Genomic DNA, 17,379 nt, shown 5'->3' with positions numbered 1-17,379 from the left:
ATTCAATCTGAGGGGGAGCATGAAAGACCTCCATTCTGCGTTTTACGAAAACCTGCCGCTGCTGCGTGATTTCAATCAGTTGGCGGACCCGTCCTCGTTTGCGGCTGTCCCGGATGAATGGGTTCTGGGCGTCGCCGATATCGTCGACTCGACCGGAGAGATTGCGCGCGGACGTTACAAGACCGTGAACATGGTGGGCGCGGCCGTGATCTCGGGCATGATCAACACAATGGGTGGAAAGCTATTCCCTTATGTCTTTGGGGGAGATGGCGCAGGGTTTGCCGTGCCACCCAGTGCCGCTGATCAGGCTCGCCAGACGCTTGCCGCGTTACGGCGGTGGGCTGAGGAAGAATTTTCAATGCCACTGCGCGCGGCGTTGGTTCCCGTGGCAGAGCTGCGTCAGGCGGGCAAGGATTTGCGCGTGGCCCGGTATGCGCCATCGAACGGGGTGGACTATGCAATGTTCTCGGGCGGTGGTTTGGCCTGGGCCGAGGCACAGATGAAAGCCGGAGAGCATCAGGTACCGCTGGCCGAACCGGGCAGTCAGCCAGATCTGACCGGTCTGTCCTGTCGCTGGTCCAACAGTCCGGCGCAGCATGGGCGCATCGTTTCGGTTGTGGTGCAGCCCACGGTGCAGGCAACCGAACGTGACTTTGCCGATCTGGCGCAATCGGTCTTGCGCGCCTCGGACGGATTGGACCGCGCGGGTCACCCGGTGCCGGAAAATGGCCCGCCCATGACATGGCCGCCGCCGGGAGTTGATCTGGATGCGCATGTATCGCGAACCGGTCGCAGCCTGTTGCTGCAAAAGCTGAAGTTGCTGGGGCAGAACCTTCTGATTGCGATCCTATTCTGGACCAATAAGCGTATGGGTCAGTTCGAGCCCGAGCACTATAAGCGCATGGTCAGTCGCAATGCCGATTTCCGCAAATTCGACGATGGGCTGAAGATGACGCTGGATTGCGACGATGCCACGCTGGACCAGATCGAACATATGCTGGAAGAGGCGCGCGGGCGCGGCAAAATCAGATATGGCCTGCATGCGCAGGATGAGGCGATGATGACCTGCTTTGTGCCCGCCGCCACGCGGGATGATCACGTTCATTTCGTTGATGGTGCATCCGGCGGGTATGCGCAGGCGGCGGCTTTGATGCGGGGCTAGCTCTGGCCGGATTTCCATTGCGCCGAAAGCGCTCGCGCCGCGTTGGCTAGAAGCATGACATCAATGCCGACCGCTAGAAACAGCGGATCCATGTCCAGATAGGCTTGGGTAGCCTCATCATTGGTGCCCAGAATCCCCGGCGCTTTGCCAGCGGCCCTGATCCGTTTAATGGCGTCGGCGATGGTGGCGCGCACTTCTGGCGCGGCGCTGTTGCCCTGATAGCCCATATCGGTCGAAAGATCGGCGGGTCCGATAAAGACCCCATCAATCCCGTCGACCTGTAGAATTTCATCCAGCGCAGCCATACCAGCGCGGTTTTCCACCTGCACCAAAAGGCAGATTTCCTGATCGGCGGTCTGGATGTAGTCTTGGGTTGATCCAAACATCGTCGCGCGCGCGGATGTTGCACCAACGCCGCGTGCACCTTCGGGTGGATAGCGGCAAGCACGGACCAGTTCCCGTGCTTGTTCGGCGCTTTCGACGATCGGAACCAAAACGGTTTGCGCGCCGGCATCCAGAACCATCTTGATCAGCCAGGTCTCACCCACCGGTACGCGGACGACGGGATGAGACGGGCTGTTGGTCAAGGCAATCAGCTGATCCCGGATCGAACGAATGTCATTGGGTGCGTGCTCTCCATCAATAACCAACCAGTCGAACCCTGCGGTTCCCATGACCTCGGCAGTGGTGGATTCGGCAAAGCTCATCCAGCAGCCGATCTGCCTTTTGCCCTGTGCCAGAGCCTGTTTGAACGTGTTTTTTGGAGCGGGCATTCTGCGTTGTCCTGTATGAGACTCTTGAGATTCTGCTACATTCTGTCATGCAGTATCGGTCAATATCCATAGTTATTGGGAACAAACCTATTGTGATCTCAAATAGGCGCATTCCAGAGGTATCGCGGCAGACACCGGGCAGAACCCGGCATGTGCGCGTTCCACCAAAAAAAGTGGTAAGGTTAAACATGGCCGATGATTTACCGTTAACCTCAAGATCTTTGCCCATCGCGCTTTTGCGGGCACGCGAAAAGGTGATGGGGCCAATTCGAGCGCTGCTGGTTGATGCAGGTGTCACCGAACAGCAATGGAGGGTGCTGCGTGTCTTGAACGAAGAAGGCCCGCAGGAGCCGACGCATATTGCCGAACGCGCCTGCCTGTTGTTGCCCAGCCTGACCCGTATTCTGCAAACGTTAGAGCAGAAAAAGCTGATCGTGCGCCGCCGTCATCCTCAGGATCGTCGTCGTCAGATTGTCGAAATCAGCGATGCGGGGGTTCAGATCATCCACGCCAATCTGGCCGTTAGTGTGGAACAGGCCAAACGCGTGCGCAGCCAGCTTGGTCCCGACAAGCATGAAATGCTGCTGGATCTTCTCAATGAACTCAATGATCTGGAAAGCTGAGAGGTTGGTCCGGCCTTAGGTTTATGACCCCGTCGGAGATGGTAGGGGGAACTCTCCGACGGGGTTCGGCCAGACCCGGACTGGATATGTGCCTGGCCCGTGCTTCGAAGACATGCGGAACCGAAAATTGGTTCGTTACCGAGGCTCAGGATCCAGGGGGATGGACCTAAACCTTTGCGTGTGCTCCGAAGCGGTCATGCTCACTTGCCGACTTGTCGCCTGGTCTGCAAGCGGTTTCTTTTTATCGTTTTGATCGTGCTGTTTGTCCGGTTTTCCAACGATCCGGTTCTGGCGTTTGATAAAGTGCTCTGCACCAGATCGTGCAGAGCCAAATACATTGGTTCATTACTTTGGCAACCAGTGTTCTGGGGCGAACAGGATGGTATCCAAGCACTTTTCGTCAAATGGCGATGCGCAGATTTTGGGGCCCATCGCAGGTATCGAATTGCGCCGGGGGTCAAAAAGCGCATCCGATGTGTATATCTAAAACCGATTCCCCGGGATTCGGGAAACAATTCGTTTCCAAATTGTCAAAATTGGGCAGTTCCGTGCCGAATTTACAGGGAGAGCTGTGTAAAAACCGGCGGATTTCTGCGGGTTGCGGGATTGGTCTTGTGAATTAAGATGCGCGCAAACATGCGCGAGGGCCCATCATGACCGACCATTTGTTCCCGATTCCGGATATCCTTGGCATCCCTGTGCAGGGTGAAACGGCCCGGTATCCGGTTAATCGGATATTCTGCGTTGGCCGCAACTATGCCGCCCATGCAGCTGAGATGGGGCATGAGGTGGATCGTGAAGCGCCGTTCTATTTCACGAAATCTGCATCGAACGCTATTCTGACCGGCGCGACCGTGCCTTATCCGCCCGGCACCGAAAACTTCCATCATGAGATGGAATTGGTCGTTGCCATCGGCAAACCGGTGTTCAAAGCCACCAGTGATCAGGCCTGGGATGCGGTTTATGCCTATGGTTGTGCGTTGGATATGACGCGCCGCGATCTGCAAATCCAGGAACGCAACAAACAGCGCCCCTGGGATCTGGGAAAGGATCTGGAAGATGGAACGGTTTTTGCGCCGCTGACCCGTGCGGTCGAATGGGCGCCAGACGACAGCAAGCGCATTCACCTGAGCGTCAATTCAGCCCTGCGTCAGGATGCAACCCTGCAAGAGCTGATCTGGAAGATCGATGAGATCATATGCCATCTGTCAGGCTACTATCATCTACGTCCCGGAGACCTGATCCTGACGGGAACGCCTGCTGGCGTCGGGCCCGTAGTTGCAGGGGACACGATCGAAGGTGGTATTGACGGGCTTGCATCGCTTCGGCTGACCCTGACCGACGCGGAATAGGGTCTATTTTGGTTCTTTCAGCCAATCTTTTGCAAAGCTAACGCGATCCAGCTCCGTAAATCGGCGAACCCGATCCAACTCGGCCTCTAGGCGGCGGGTGCGCGCGTCAGACCATCGGATAGTGCGTTCCGGCCAAAGGGCGCGCACGCGTAGGTCACCCGCATCCCGATGGGCTTTCATATCAACCCGCCCGATCAGCTTGTCGCCCTCAAGCAATGGGAACACGTAGTAGCCATAGGTCCGTTTCGCCTCAGGTACAAAAACCTCGATCCGGTAGTGAAAGCCAAACAACCGCTCGGCCCGGTTCCGGTCTCGCAGCATCGGGTCAAACGGGCTGAGCACGCGGATGCGCCCTGTTGGCTGGGGCAGGTCCGCCAAATCATTGGTTAGGTCGGGCCGTGCGAACTGCTTGCGCGCTCGCCCGTCCACGCAGGCAATTTCGATCTCTTCCACGGCACCGGATCGCAGCGCGTTGGCACACCAATCTTTGGCCTCTGCCGGGCTGACCGTATCCCAGAATGCAGCGATCTCACCTGATGTGGCAACGCCAAGCCGGTCCAGCGCGGCGTTGCACAGCCAATCGACGGTCGCCACAGCGTCACAAGGATGTTGACCGGGGCACAGATGCGTCTCGATCACCCGCTCCGTCAGGTCATAGCGTTTTTGAAACCCGTCACGACCGACAACGGTCAGCGCGCCGGATCGCCACAGAAACTCAAGCGCCGTCTTGGAGGGGTGCCAATCCCACCACCCGCCGGACCCTTTCTTTTCGTCTTTCCCGACATCGGACGAGGACACCGCACCATGATCCCGGATATGGTTCAGCACCGTCTCGAACTGCTGTTCGAACCCATCCCGGCGCCAGTTTTTCCACCGCGACTTCAACAGTTCAGCATCACGCAGAAACCGCAGATGCCAATGACGGTAATACTCCATCGGAATGACAGCGGCGTCATGGGTCCAATGTTCGAACAGCGCTCGATCGCGCTCATAGAGGCGTTTCAGATTCCCGCTGCGATAGCTGGGCCTGCGCGAGAACAGGATCATGTCATGGGCGCGGGCGACGGTGTTGATACTGTCAAGCTGAACAAAGCCCAGCCGCTGGATCAGGTCCAGCAGCTCTGCCCCTTTGGCGTGTCCCGCAGGCGGCTCGGCCAGCGCATGACGATCCATAAAAATCGTCCGCGCTGTGCGGTTGTCCAGTTGCCGCAGCGCCATCGGCCTAACGCCGTTTCAGCGTATCGCCAAAGCTGATCTTGGGTGTCAGCGTCACGCGGGTCTCAATCTCAGACTCCGGGTCATTGAGCCGTTCCGCGATGATCTCGGCCGCTTGTCGACCAATCTCCAATCGGCAGGCATCCATCGTTGCAAGTTTACGTGGCAGGCCTTGCAGCAGTTCCACATTGTTGAACCCGGCCAACCCGATCTGTCCTGGAATATCTATGCCCTGCTCCAGCAGATACAGCAGACCACCTGCCCCGATCATATCGTTGGAATAATAAAGAAAATCCAAATCAGGTGAGCGTTCCAACATGGTCTGGGTCATCTCACGCCCCTTGGCCAGAGCGGACCCGCCGGAATAGAATTCCCGATCCTCGATCTCGATTCCTTGCTTGCCGAGCACTTCGGTGAAGCCTTCGAACCGTTTTCGTGCGCGATGGTCCAATGGCATCTTGGTGCCCATGAAACCGATATGTTCATAGCCCGCTTTCAGGATCGCTTGCGCCATCTCGCGGCCTGCGCGGCGATGGGAGATCCCGACCATCGCATCCACCGGTTTGCCGTCGGTATCCATGATCTCGACCACCGGAATGCCAGATGAATCTAGCATGGCACGCGCCGCTTCGGTATGTTCCAATCCGGCAATGATCACGCCCGAAGGCCGCCACGAGAGCATCTCGTACAGCACCTTCTCTTCTTTCTCGGGCAGGTAGTCGGTGACGCCGACAACAGGCTGCAACTCAGTGTTCTCCAGCACCTGATTGACGCCGGTCAGCACTTCGGGGAACACCATGTTCGACAGCGACGGGATGATTACGGCCACAAGATTAACCCGGCTGGACGCCAGCGCGCCCGCGATTTTGTTAGGGACATATCCCAGCTCTTTCGCGGCGGCCAAAACGCGGGTGCGGGTGGCGTCGGACACATCGCCACGATTGCGCAGAACCCGACTGACCGTCATCTCAGAGACTCCCGAAGCCTCGGATACATCGCGAAGGGTCAGCGGGCGTTTGGTTTCAGTGTTCACGAGAGGCACCTGCGTTGTTGTTTTGCCCGATGGTAGCGTGAACAGGTCGACGTGTACAACAATTGTGCAAAGGCAATGACAACCCCGAAATTCCCGGTTACAGAAGGCCCCAAGCGGCCCCGTGGCTCAACTGGATAGAGCAGCCCCCTCCTAAGGGGCAGGTTGCAGGTTCGAATCCTGCCGGGGTCGCCATTCTTACTGCGTCACAGGCTCAGCAAACCTATCGCGGGTCCGGTTGGCGAAGGCGACCAGAGACAGCATCACAGGGACTTCGACGAGGACGCCAACGACCGTTGCCAATGCAGCGCCCGAGTTCAGACCAAACAGGCTGATGGCCACGGCGACTGCGAGTTCGAAGAAGTTCGAAGTGCCGATCATGGCGCATGGTGCGGCGATACGGTGGGGGACTTTCAGGGCATAGGCCGCGCCGTAGGCCAGCGCAAAGATGCCGTAGCTTTGGATCAGGATCGGGATGGCGATCAGGACGATGACCATGGGTTTGGACAGAATCGTTTGCCCCTGAAGGCCAAACAGGATGACCACCGTGGCGATTAGGCCCATGATTGACCATGGTTTAACCTGTGCTGAAAACCTGTCGATTGCGTCTTGTGATCCCAGCTTTCGGCGCGTGAGCAGCCCGGCGATTAGCGGCAGAACGACATAGAGGACAGTGGCCAGTACCAATGTCTGCCAAGGAACTGAAATGTCAGTGACGCCAAGCAGAAAGGCCACGATCGGCGCGAAGGCCACCACCATGATCAGATCGTTCACTGAGACCTGCACCAGCGTATAGGTCGCGTCGCCCTTGGTCAGCTGTGACCAGACAAAGACCATCGCCGTGCAAGGCGCCGCGCCCAGCAGGATCAAGCCTGCAGTGTATTGGGCGGCATCCTCGGGTGCGATCCATGGCGCAAAGACATAGTCAAAGAACAGAACGGCCAGCAGGGCCATGGTGAAGGGTTTGATCAGCCAGTTGACCACAAGTGTCACGATCAGGCCCTTTGGCTGGCGCGCCACACCTGCAACAGCGCCGAAATCGACACCAACCATCATCGGGTAGACCATGGCCCAGATCAGAACGGCGACAACCAGGTTGACGCTTGCGAATTCGGCTGAGGCAACCAAACCGACCAGACCGGGCGCGGCCAGCCCAATCAGCACGCCAGCAACCATGGCAAGGGCAACCCAGATCGTCAGATAGCGCTCGAAGATGCTCATGAGTATGCCTCAGTTGTTTGGTCGGTCAGCTTGCCCGAAGTGAGCGCTGCAAGCGCCACCATGACAGCCGCTGTGCCCAGCACAAGGGGCAGGCCGCCGACCTGATAGGTAAAGCCGGACAGGACGGTGCCCAAAAGGCGTCCTGTCGCGTTGGCCATGTAGTAGAAGCCGACATCCATCGTGACCCGCTCGGATTTGGTGAAAGCGAGGATCAGATAGGAATGCAGGGATGAGTTGACGGCAAAGATTGCTCCAAACACGAGAAGGCCAAAAACCAGCGTGATTGTCAGCCATGTTTCAGGCCCGGAAGACAGCAAAACGGCCAATGTTAGAGCTGCGGGAACGCAGAAAAGCATCGCGGCCCAGCTGCGCGCGGCGCGGATCAAATCACCTTCGGACCGGTCTGAGGCCCTCAGGATCTTGGGCGCGTTGGCCTGAATAACGCCATAGAGGATGATCCAGAATGCCATGAAGGTGCCGATCATGAAAAAGGCCGCGCGGTTGCCCTCTTCGGTGCCATCCGAGAGGACGGCGTAGAAATAGATCGGGATGCCGACCACGAACCATACGTCGCGGGCACCGAACAGGAAGACTCGCGCGGCGGACAGCCAATTGACGTTGGCAGATTTCGAGAAGACCTCAGAGAACTTCGCGCCTTTGCGTCCTTTGGGCAGGCCGGGGGGCATGAAGCGGATGACGGCGAACAGGATTACCGCCAGAACGACTACCATCACAATGATTGCCGCCTGAAAGCCCAGCGTTGCCAACATGGCCGCACCAAGTAGGAAGCCCAGTCCTTTGACCGCGTTCTTTGATCCGGTCAGGACGGCCACCCATCGAAACAACCCGCCGCCCTCGGTCGGGGCCAGCAGTTTCACCGCAGATTTCGAAGACATCTTGGCCAGATCCTTGGCCACTCCGCTGGCGCCTTGCACGATCATGACAAAGGCCACGGATGCTCCAATCGCCCAGTTAGGGTCGAGTTGCGTCAGCGCCAGCAGCGCGACCACCTGCAACCCAAGCCCGGCATAGAGCGTCGAGGTCAGGCCAAACCGCGCCGCGATCCAACCCGCCGCAAGGTTGGTCACCATTCCGGCGATCTCATATAGAACGAACAGATAGGCCAGCTGCACCGGCGAGAAGCCCAGCGTATGAAAGTGCAACAGCACCAACATCCGCAAGGCCCCGTCGGTCAGCATAAAGGCCCAATAGGCCGCCGTGACCGCGATATAGGCCGACAGCCCCTCGGGCCGGTCGGTCACAGCGAGGCCCCAACCATCAGCGCCACATCGACCAGACGATGCGCATAGCCCATCTCGTTGTCATACCAGGCATAGATTTTCACCTGCGTACCGTTCACAACCATGGTCGATGGCGCATCCACGATCGAGGAGCGTTCGTCATTGGTGTAGTCGGTCGAGACCAGCGGCCGGGTCTCATAGCCCAGAATGCCGTTCAACTCACCTTCGGCGGCGGCTTTGAAGAAGGCGTTGACCTCTTCGACGGTGGTTTCACGCTCAACCTCGAACACGCAGTCGGTCAGTGAGGCGTTCAACAGCGGCACCCGCACCGCGTGGCCATTCAGACGCCCCTGAAGTTCCGGGTAAATCAGCGTGATCGCCGTTGCCGAGCCGGTTGTGGTCGGGATCAGCGAGTTCAGCGCCGACCGCGCGCGCCGCAGGTCCTTGGCGGGACGATCGACGATGGTCTGCGTGTTGGTTACGTCATGGATCGTGGTCATCGAGCCGTGGCGGATGCCCAGATTCTCGTGGATCACCTTCACCACCGGGGCCAGACAGTTCGTCGTGCAGGAGGCTGCCGTTACGATCTGATGGGTCGCGGGATCGTAGATGTCATCGTTCACGCCCATCACGATATTGGCGGTCGGGCCGTCCTTGACCGGGGCTGAGACGACAACCTTCTTCACGCCCGCCTTAAAATAAGGGGCCAGCTTGGCTTCGGTCTTGAACACACCGGTGCAGTCGATCACCACATCGACACCATCCAGCGGCAGGGCGCTCAGGTCCTTGGTGCCGATAAACGGCAGGCGCGCGCCGTTGATGGTGACGCTGTCGTCATCATGCTCGAAAGTGGCGTCCCAGCGGCCATGAACCGTGTCGAACTCCAACAGATGCGCATGCATCGCCGCGTCCCCCACCGCGTCATTGATCCAGGCGATCTTGGTGCCTTTCTCCAACAGCGGTTTCAGGGCCAGCTTTCCCATCCGGCCCAGGCCGTTTACAGCATAAGTGGTCATATCAATTCCCAACAGAGGTTCTGCCGATTTCATCGACAGCAGATTGCAATGCGATGCGGTCCAGGCTTTCGACCGGCAATGAGGTGAACGCCTCGATCCGGTGTTTCAGCGCGCCATAGGCGGTCTGGAAAGCCAGGCTTCTCTCGGCATCGGTCCCGGTTGCTTTGACCGGATCTTCCATGCCCCAATGACCGCTGATGGGTTGGCCTTCCCAAGCCGGACATTCTTCGTTGGCGGCCTGATTGCAGACGGTAAAGACGAAATCCATTTCCGGAGCGTCCGCAGACGCAAACTCGGACATATGCTTTGAGCGAAGGACCGAGGTGTCATGGCCTTTGTCATGCAACACTTGCACGGCAAATGGGTTCAGCTCGGATGCGGGTTGCGTTCCGGCGGAGTAAACAGTGAACCGATCCCCGCCCAACTGGCGCAACAGCGATTCAGCAAAGATCGAGCGCGCAGAATTTCCCACGCACAAAAACAGGACGTTGAACTTGCGGTCAGTCATTTCGCCTTTTCCTTTTGTTGAAGGCATACAAAGATCGGGCCGCCCCCGGCAGCAATCGATGATCAGGAAATCCAGCATCCCCTGCACATTCTTCATGTCGACGCAGTAGAGCAGCGAGGTGCCAGAACGTTGCTGTGTCACCAACCCGGACCGTTGCAGCGAGTTCAGATAGTTCGACATAGTGCTGGGCTTAATATCCAGCTCTGTCGCCAATTCACCTGCAGGCACGCTGTCAGGAAACCGTCGCATTAACATGCGAAACACGGTGATGCGTTGTGGGTGGCCCAGTATGGCCAGCTGATCTGTGATTCTTTCTATCATATTTCATGAAATATAGAAATAATAACAATCAATCAATCCAAGTTCGACCTCGTTACAGAACTTTCACAAACCGAAGCGCCTTGCCGATCTCCCAAGCATATACATCCGGGCTTGCGGGCCCGATCATGAAGGTCTAAATGACGCTCCGCACCCGGGTATATCCTGTCAGGGTCACCAAAGGTGCCGCTGTAGCTCAGCTGGTAGAGCACGTCATTCGTAATGATGGGGTCGGGGGTTCGAGTCCCTTCAGCGGCACCAAATTCAAATCACTGCCCCTCAAATAGTCTAACGCCTTGAAAGGTATAGTGGTATTTGGAGTTCGAACACCTTCAATTCGATCAAATTCTATCGGACTAGCAAAAACAAGTCTGAGGATTACTCGCTTCAGTGTGCAGCAAGCTTTTTCCCATATTTTAAAAGGATTTGACAGGAACTGCATGGCGAGTTCGAACATTTCGCCAAAGGAGCGCTCCGGAAAAGTTATTCTTTCGATTTCGGCTTCGACTTTAGCCTTCTCGGATCGCAATCCTGATACCTTAGCTTCATACGCCGCCGCGAGTTCGTCGTTTTGAGTTCGAACGGCGCGATCGAGGTAGTTCGAACTATCTTTTTCAAGTTGAGTGACACGTTGCTTCAGCCGTCCACTTTCTTGCTTTGCCCACGTGCCCCTTCGATCCCAAGCATCACGAAATACGCTCTCTGCAACTTCAAATGTAGCCGCCGATGGCTCGATTGACTGCAAAAGCACCTCGATTTGTCTTTCAAGCCGGTCGCGAGGAACAAACTTTCCCTTCTCTGAACACGAACGATACTGGCAAAGGTAATACGGATACTGGTGTCATCATCTCTTTTGTTGCGGAACGGGATAACGTTTGAGCCATTGGTTACGTTTGGCATGTTCGAACTCTCCTTGGTTGTTGACGTTGAAATTCTCACGGTTGCAAACCGAGAGACGTCACTAGGATAGTTCGAACATCAAGTATCTGAAAAGGTTAGAGTAAATGACACAACTGTTGGAAAAAGGCACATCTTCGAAACTGGAAAATGTCACATCTAGAGTGTTTAAACCCAACGTCTCTTGAGCCGGTGAAAAAGCACTTACTGAAGCGGACGAAAGAATGTGACGTAACGTCCAAATCAAAAGCCGTTTTGTCAAGAAGTTGACGTAAACGAAAGCTTGCCAAGGAAAATTTTGACTGACCGGTCAACAAACGCAAAAACCGGCGGAATTCCATACCTTCCCTAGTCAGATAAAATTCGTAAATGCGCCGTGTCGCTGCGGGTTCCGCTCACTCACAAAATTTCCTTGAGCCTCTCCCCCTCACGGTTCGGAAACGACCCGCAGAGACCTCATTGATTAAGAAATACACGCGCTGGAGTTTAACAATGTCGATTAAGTCGCTTCTGAACCAATGGTTGGAAAACAAAACGGTCCGTATTTCCATACCGGGAAATCTTGATCCTGACTCATCTGATAGCGAGCGTTTCGATGCGGGCTTAGACCAGTCGGAAACCAAAGCTCTTTTTCATAGCGTGCTGCATGAGAAGCAAAACGATGGCATTGCCGGTCGCAGATGAGCCTGTGAGCGTTGCAACCAAACCCGGCGCGGCACTTACGCGCGCTTTTCTCCGATCGATGCGACGTCTAGAACGTCCAGAACTTTCGCCTCAATATGCTCGGCGTTCATGCCCGCCACGGCATACATATCCGCCGGGCTGGCCTGGTCGATGAAGATGTCGGGCAAAATCATTGAACGGTATTTCAGGCCGCGGTCAAACACCCCTTCATCTGCCAAAAGCTGGGCGACGTGGCTGCCGAACCCGCCTACGGCGCCTTCTTCAATAGTGATCAGCGCCTCATGCGTTTCCGCCAGACCCAGAATCAGATCGCGATCCAGTGGCTTGGCGAAGCGCGCATCTGCGATGGTGGGGGTGATCCCCCGTGCGGCCAGTGACTCGGCGGCTTTCTGCACCTCGGCGAGGCGTGTCCCAAAGGATAGCAAGGCCACGCGCGCGCCATCCTGGATCATGCGGCCTTTGCCGATCTCCAGCACCTCTCCGCGTTCGGGCAGGTCAACGCCCTCACCCTCGCCACGTGGATAGCGAAAGGCGATGGGGCCATCGTCATGGGCCACTGCAGTGGCCACCATATGCATCAGTTCCGCCTCATCTGCGGCGGCCATAACAACAATACCCGGCAGGTTAGACAGGTAGGCAATGTCAAAGGACCCCGCATGGGTGGCTCCATCCGCGCCAACAAGCCCCGCGCGGTCGATGGCAAAGCGGACGGGCAGGCGCTGGATCGCGACATCATGCACCACCTGATCGTATCCGCGCTGCAAGAAAGTCGAATAGATTGTGCAGAAGGGTTTCATTCCTCCCGCCGCCAGCGCGGCCGAGAAGGTCACCCCGTGCTGTTCCGCAATCGCCACGTCGAAACAGCGCGAGGGGTAGCGTTCTGCAAACAGGTTCAACCCGGTGCCGTCAGGCATTGCCGCCGTGACGGCGACGATCTTGTCATCGCGCGCGGCCTCTTCCACCAGCGTCTTGCCAAAGACCGACGTATAAGATGGTGCGTTCGATGGCGCCTTTTTCTGCTCGCCCGTCACCACATCGAACTTGGCGGTGGCGTGGCCCTTGTCGCGGGCTTGCTCGGCGGGGGCGTAGCCTTTGCCCTTCTTGGTCAGGACATGAACTAGGATCGGACCCGTCGCCCGCGCTTTGACCGTGCGGAGCACGGGCAGCAATTGGTCCAGATCATGCCCGTCAATGGGGCCGAGATAGGAAAAGCCCAGTTCTTCGAACAGGGTGCCGCCCACCGCCATGCCCTTCAGCATCTCCTTGGCGCGCTTGGCCCCTTCGCGGAATGGCTCGGGCAGCAGCGACACCGCACCCTTGGCAGCGGCTTTCAGATCGTGAAACGGTTCTTCGGCATAAATGCGCGATAGGTAATTGGACAGCGCACCCACAGGCGGGGCAATGCTCATCTCATTGTCGTTCAGAATCACGATTAGGCGCTTTTTCAGGTGTCCGGCATTGTTCATCGCCTCAAAGGCCATGCCCGCCGACATCGAGCCATCGCCGATCACCGCAATCGCGTCCCCCAGCCCTTCGGGCGTCACGCCGCCCAGATCGCGGGCGACGGCGAAACCCAGTGCTGCACTGATCGAGGTTGAGCTATGCGCGGCCCCAAACGGGTCATAGGGGCTTTCACTTCGTTTGGTGAAGCCGCTCAGGCCATCCTTCATCCGCAACGTCCGGATGCGATCCCGACGTTCAGTCAGGATTTTATGCGGATAGCACTGGTGCCCTACATCCCAGATGATCTTGTCACGGGGTGTGTCGAATACGGCATGCAGCGCGGTGGTCAGTTCCACAACGCCCAGACCCGCACCCAGATGCCCGCCAGTGACGGAAACTGCGGAAATCGTCTCGGCCCGCAATTCATGCGCCAACTGATGCAATTGTGCGTCTGAAAACTGCTTGAGGTCAGCAGGACGATTCACAAGGTCCAGCAAGGGCGTGTTCGGGCGATCAGACATTTAGCGCGTTCCTGACTTAGCTGTCCCGGGCAATAACGAAGCGGGCGGCCTCCTTCAAGGTTTCCGCCCGTGCACCGTACCCATCCAACGCCGCGCAGGCCTGATCCACAAGTTCGGCTGCACGGGCTTTGGCGGGCTTGAGCCCCAACAAAGATACAAATGTGGCCTTGCCTGCATCCGCATCTTTCTGCAGCCGCTTCCCGGCCCGTTCCGCATCACCTTCCACATCCAAGATGTCATCTGTGATTTGAAAAGCAAGTCCAAGGGCTTGGGCATATTGGCGCAAGGCGGACAGATCAGCCTGTGTCAGCCGCGCGCCTGCGCAGGCGGACCACTCGATCAGCGCCCCTGTTTTGCCGGCCTGTAAATGGGTGATAGCCTCTAGGGACAAAGGCTCCGCCGCCGTTTCAGCTGCGATATCCAGAGCCTGTCCCATGACCATGCCCTGTGCACCACTGGCTTTGGCCAGCGTCAGGGCCAGGTCCGCACGAATTTCGGCATCGCCAACCTCTGGGCGCGTGCACAGCTCAAAGGCCAAGGTCTGCAGCGCGTCTCCGGCCAGAACCGCCGTTCCCTCATCCCATTTTACATGGGTCGTGGGGCGCCCGCGCCGCAGGTCATCATCATCCATGCAGGGCAGATCGTCGTGGACCAGAGAATAGGCATGCAGCGCCTCAATCGCCGTGGCGGGCCAGATCGCGCGTGCTTCCTCAACGTCGTGCAGGCGGGCGCTTTCCAGCACCAGAAACCCCCGCAACCGCTTGCCGCCCCGGGTGGCATAGCCCATGGCCCGCGTCACATCGAAATCATCAAAGCCGCTCAGCACATGGTCAAACTGCGCCTGAATTTGCGTGGCATCCTGCGCCAGCCTTTCCCGAAACATTTACTGACCGTCGACAGGTGTCATCCCGGTCGGCTGGCCGCCTGCGTCCAAAGTGATCGCGGCAACCTTCTCTTCGGCCCGCTTCAACTCGTCCTCGCAGCGTTTTTTCAGGGCCGCTCCGCGTTCATAGAGCGCAATTGACTGATCCAGCGCCACGTCGCCGCGTTCCAACTGGCCGACCACAGCTTCAAGCTCTTTCATCGCCTGCTCAAACGTCATCTGTTCAACTGGGGTATCGGTCATCGTGTTGCCTTCATCAGTTCTTTCACATGGGCGCGCGTCGCCTCGGCCAGTGCGTTCAGATCATACCCGCCTTCCAGAGTCGAGACGATACGGCCCTTACAAACCTCATCGGCGATTTTGCACAGCTCAGCTGTGATCCATGCAAAATCGTCGGTGGACCAGTTCAGATTAGCCAGCGGATCGTCCTGATGGGCGTCAAACCCGGCTGAGATGATGATCAACTCAGGCCTGAATGCCCTCAGACGCGAAAACGCCTGCGTTTCATAAGCCGCCCGCATCTCGGCCCCACCCGTGCCGGGGGCCAGTGGTATGTTCACGATGGTTTCGTATGCGCCAGTCTCATCCGGCCGTCCTGATCCGGGCCACAGGGGCATCTGCTGGCTGGTAATCACCAACGCGCGCTTCTCGTCCCACAGCAGATCCTGCGTGCCATTGCCGTGATGGACATCGAAATCAACCACCGCGACGCGCCTTAAGCCGTGGTGATCCAGCGCATGTTTCGCCGCGAGCGCTGCATTGCCGAACAGGCAAAACCCCATCGCCTTGTCTGTTTCCGCATGATGGCCCGGGGGGCGAATGGCACAAAACGCGTTCGGAGCCTCGCCCCCAAGCACCAGATCAACCGCCCGCACCACGGCGCCTGCCGCGCGATAGGCCGCATCGACCGATCCCGGGGACATAAAGGTATCCCCATCAATCTGCGTATAGCCTTCTGCCGGGCGCGCTGCGCGAATATCCCGGATGTAGTCCTGCGGGTGAACCCGCAACAGATCATCATCCGCTGCCATTGGGGCCGTTCTACGATCCAAATCCAAAGGTTCCAGAGCGTGCAGGATATGCTCCAATCGCGCCACCCGCTCGGGATGTCCATCCGGCGTCACATGTTTCAAACAATCGGCATGGGTCAGCAAGGCAGTCTTCATCGGGATCCCCTGTTCATCTGGCTAAAAATATCCTCGCCGAAGGCATAAAATCGCCGCGCAGCGGCCCAATCAATCCGGGGCCAGCATATACCCGGCACCGCGAACGGTTTGCAGGTATCGGGGCTGCTTTGGGTCCTGCTCGATCTTGCGCCGCAACCGCGTGATCTGCACGTCCACCGCGCGTTCCTGCGCTTGCCCCTTGTCACGGCCCAGGTCCTCGACCAGTTTCGCCCGGCTGATCGGTTCGCCCGGCTGGGCCGAGAATATCTTCATCAGCTGGCTTTCGGTCGCGGTCAGGCGCACCGGGTCTTCGCCCTGCCACATCTCGCCGCGCTCAATGTCATAGCGGATCGGCCCCAATGTCAGGATCTTCGCAGCCGCATCCTGAGCGGGCGCTTCTGGCATGCGTCTTAGAATGGCGTTGATGCGCAGCAGCAGCTCTTTCGGCTCGAATGGTTTGGCCAGATAGTCATCCGCCCCTGCTTCCAAGCCTGCAATCCGATGTTCGGTTTCCCCCCGGGCGGTCAGCAGCAGGATCGGAGTGCTGTGTGTTTCGCGCAGCGCTTTGGTCAGGCTTACGCCATCTTCGCCCGGCATCATCACATCCAGTACGATCATGTCGAAATCCAGCCCGGACAGAACCCGCCGTGCATGGGCCGCATCTCGGGCCGCCGTCACCAGAAATCCGTTCCGCATCAGAAACTTCTTCAACAGATCGCGAATGCGCTCGTCATCGTCGACGATCAGCAGATGGGCGTCCATATCGCTCATGAGGTCGTATCCCGCAACTTCGTATACGCATGACGCATATCAGCATCCATCATCGCTTCAAGAACTTTACGAAACCCAGCGACGGCTTCGGGCCCCGCATCCTTATACGCCGCACGCATCCGGGCGCGCTGCGCATCGGACAATGTCGCCTCTAGCGCATGGCCTTTTTCGGTCAGGAACAGATGCCGCTCGCGCTTGTCCACGGTCCCAACGCGGCTTTCGACCATACCATCCTCGATCAATGTCCGTAGGACCCGGTTCAGGGATTGCTTTGTCACACCCAGAATGGCCAGCAGGTTATTGACCGTCGTGCCGGGCGCGCGGTTCACGAAATGGATCGCCCGGTGATGTGCGCGGCCATAGGACATGTCGTAGAGGATACGATCAGGATCAGCTGTAAAGCCGCGATAGGCAAAAAACATGGCCTCGATCCCCTGCCGCAACTGCTCATCAGTAAGAAACAACAGGCTTTCGCCCCCAAACTTCGGGGCGGGACGGATTTCGGACATATCATGCCTCATGCGTTACACGGCTCCGAGTTTATGTCAGCGTTAT

18 protein-coding genes and 2 tRNA genes are annotated in these 17,379 nt (G+C 57.8%); 6 read left to right on the top strand and 14 right to left on the bottom strand.

Annotated elements, in window-relative coordinates:
• Window positions 1–19: 19 nt before the first annotated feature.
• Complete coding sequence (locus tag AC2FFE_RS11300; RefSeq protein WP_496818792.1) at window positions 20–1,162, top strand: DUF3095 domain-containing protein; 1,143 nt, start codon at window positions 20–22, stop codon at window positions 1,160–1,162.
• Here the strand turns inward: AC2FFE_RS11300 and AC2FFE_RS11295 are convergent.
• Entirely contained in the window at window positions 1,159–1,935 is a 777-nt protein-coding gene (locus tag AC2FFE_RS11295; protein ID WP_496818793.1) for an aldolase/citrate lyase family protein, read from the bottom strand. The genes AC2FFE_RS11300 and AC2FFE_RS11295 overlap by 4 nt on opposite strands.
• A 188-nt stretch (window positions 1,936–2,123) precedes the next feature.
• Here AC2FFE_RS11295 and hpaR point away from each other — a divergent pair, with 188 nt between their 5' ends.
• Complete coding sequence (gene hpaR / locus AC2FFE_RS11290; protein ID WP_496818794.1) at window positions 2,124–2,558, top strand: homoprotocatechuate degradation operon regulator HpaR; 435 nt, start codon at window positions 2,124–2,126, stop codon at window positions 2,556–2,558.
• 653 nt (window positions 2,559–3,211) lie between these two features.
• Window positions 3,212–3,910, top strand: a complete 699-nt coding sequence (locus tag AC2FFE_RS11285; RefSeq protein ID WP_496846666.1) for a fumarylacetoacetate hydrolase family protein — start codon at window positions 3,212–3,214, stop codon at window positions 3,908–3,910.
• 3 nt (window positions 3,911–3,913) lie between these two features.
• Here the strand turns inward: AC2FFE_RS11285 and AC2FFE_RS11280 are convergent, their stop codons facing one another.
• Window positions 3,914–5,128 (bottom strand): winged helix-turn-helix domain-containing protein, encoded by a 1,215-nt coding sequence (locus AC2FFE_RS11280; protein WP_496846665.1) that lies wholly within the window; start codon window positions 5,126–5,128, stop codon window positions 3,914–3,916.
• Between the two features lie 4 nt (window positions 5,129–5,132).
• Complete coding sequence (locus tag AC2FFE_RS11275; RefSeq protein ID WP_496846664.1) at window positions 5,133–6,158, bottom strand: LacI family DNA-binding transcriptional regulator; 1,026 nt, start codon at window positions 6,156–6,158, stop codon at window positions 5,133–5,135.
• 115 nt (window positions 6,159–6,273) lie between these two features.
• Here AC2FFE_RS11275 and AC2FFE_RS11270 point away from each other — a divergent pair.
• Window positions 6,274–6,350 (top strand) — tRNA-Arg (locus AC2FFE_RS11270).
• A gap of 3 nt (window positions 6,351–6,353) precedes the next feature.
• Here AC2FFE_RS11270 and arsB read toward each other — a convergent pair.
• Genes arsB through AC2FFE_RS11250 form a run of 4 tightly spaced genes read right to left on the bottom strand, consistent with a single transcriptional unit; the run spans window position 6,354 to window position 10,462 of the window.
• Window positions 6,354–7,376 (bottom strand): ACR3 family arsenite efflux transporter, encoded by a 1,023-nt coding sequence (gene arsB, locus AC2FFE_RS11265; protein WP_496818818.1) that lies wholly within the window; start codon window positions 7,374–7,376, stop codon window positions 6,354–6,356.
• Window positions 7,373–8,638 carry an organoarsenical effux MFS transporter ArsJ gene (arsJ, locus tag AC2FFE_RS11260; RefSeq protein WP_496818819.1) on the bottom strand — a complete coding sequence of 422 codons (1,266 nt, stop codon included), beginning with the start codon at window positions 8,636–8,638 and terminating at the stop codon, window positions 7,373–7,375. The genes arsB and arsJ overlap by 4 nt, the downstream gene beginning before the upstream one ends.
• Window positions 8,635–9,633 carry an ArsJ-associated glyceraldehyde-3-phosphate dehydrogenase gene (locus AC2FFE_RS11255; RefSeq protein WP_496846663.1) on the bottom strand — a complete coding sequence of 333 codons (999 nt, stop codon included), beginning with the start codon at window positions 9,631–9,633 and terminating at the stop codon, window positions 8,635–8,637. Before AC2FFE_RS11255 ends, arsJ begins: the two co-directional genes overlap by 4 nt.
• Before the next feature lies 1 nt (window position 9,634).
• Entirely contained in the window at window positions 9,635–10,462 is an 828-nt protein-coding gene (locus AC2FFE_RS11250) for an arsenate reductase/protein-tyrosine-phosphatase family protein (RefSeq protein ID WP_496846662.1), read from the bottom strand.
• A 182-nt stretch (window positions 10,463–10,644) separates the two neighbouring features.
• On the opposite strand from AC2FFE_RS11250, the gene AC2FFE_RS11245 reads away from it, so the two are divergent.
• A tRNA-Thr gene (locus AC2FFE_RS11245) sits at window positions 10,645–10,720 on the top strand.
• 375 nt (window positions 10,721–11,095) lie between these two features.
• On the opposite strand, the gene AC2FFE_RS11240 is transcribed toward AC2FFE_RS11245, so the two are convergent.
• Window positions 11,096–11,359, bottom strand: coding sequence for a hypothetical protein (locus AC2FFE_RS11240; protein WP_496846661.1), 264 nt, complete (start codon window positions 11,357–11,359; stop codon window positions 11,096–11,098).
• 489 nt (window positions 11,360–11,848) lie between these two features.
• Here AC2FFE_RS11240 and AC2FFE_RS11235 point away from each other — a divergent pair, with 489 nt between their 5' ends.
• A complete protein-coding gene (locus AC2FFE_RS11235) occupies window positions 11,849–12,040 on the top strand; it encodes a hypothetical protein (protein WP_496846660.1) in 192 nt (63 codons plus the stop codon).
• 35 nt (window positions 12,041–12,075) lie between these two features.
• Here the strand turns inward: AC2FFE_RS11235 and dxs are convergent, their stop codons facing one another.
• The 6 genes from dxs to AC2FFE_RS11205 form a co-directional block, all read right to left on the bottom strand.
• The gene (gene dxs, locus AC2FFE_RS11230; protein WP_496846659.1) at window positions 12,076–14,004 is read right to left on the bottom strand and encodes a 1-deoxy-D-xylulose-5-phosphate synthase; all 1,929 of its coding nucleotides are present in this window, start codon (window positions 14,002–14,004) and stop codon (window positions 12,076–12,078) included.
• Window positions 14,005–14,020: 16 nt separating this feature from the next.
• Window positions 14,021–14,887: a polyprenyl synthetase family protein gene (locus AC2FFE_RS11225; RefSeq protein ID WP_496846658.1), complete on the bottom strand. Its 867-nt coding sequence runs from the start codon at window positions 14,885–14,887 to the stop codon at window positions 14,021–14,023.
• Window positions 14,888–15,130 (bottom strand): exodeoxyribonuclease VII small subunit, encoded by a 243-nt coding sequence (locus AC2FFE_RS11220; RefSeq protein WP_496846657.1) that lies wholly within the window; start codon window positions 15,128–15,130, stop codon window positions 14,888–14,890.
• Window positions 15,127–16,053, bottom strand: coding sequence for a histone deacetylase family protein (locus tag AC2FFE_RS11215; RefSeq protein ID WP_496818828.1), 927 nt, complete (start codon window positions 16,051–16,053; stop codon window positions 15,127–15,129). The genes AC2FFE_RS11220 and AC2FFE_RS11215 overlap by 4 nt, the downstream gene beginning before the upstream one ends.
• Window positions 16,054–16,122: 69 nt before the next feature.
• Window positions 16,123–16,824 (bottom strand): response regulator, encoded by a 702-nt coding sequence (locus AC2FFE_RS11210; protein WP_496818829.1) that lies wholly within the window; start codon window positions 16,822–16,824, stop codon window positions 16,123–16,125.
• Complete coding sequence (locus AC2FFE_RS11205) at window positions 16,821–17,333, bottom strand: MarR family winged helix-turn-helix transcriptional regulator (RefSeq protein ID WP_496818830.1); 513 nt, start codon at window positions 17,331–17,333, stop codon at window positions 16,821–16,823. The genes AC2FFE_RS11210 and AC2FFE_RS11205 overlap by 4 nt, the downstream gene beginning before the upstream one ends.
• Between the last annotated feature and the right edge of the window lie 46 nt (window positions 17,334–17,379).

The organism is Ruegeria sp. YTSA168 (assembly GCF_059610045.1).
Note: the sequence above shows the minus strand (reverse complement) of the source record. Positions and strands in the feature narration are given on the sequence as shown.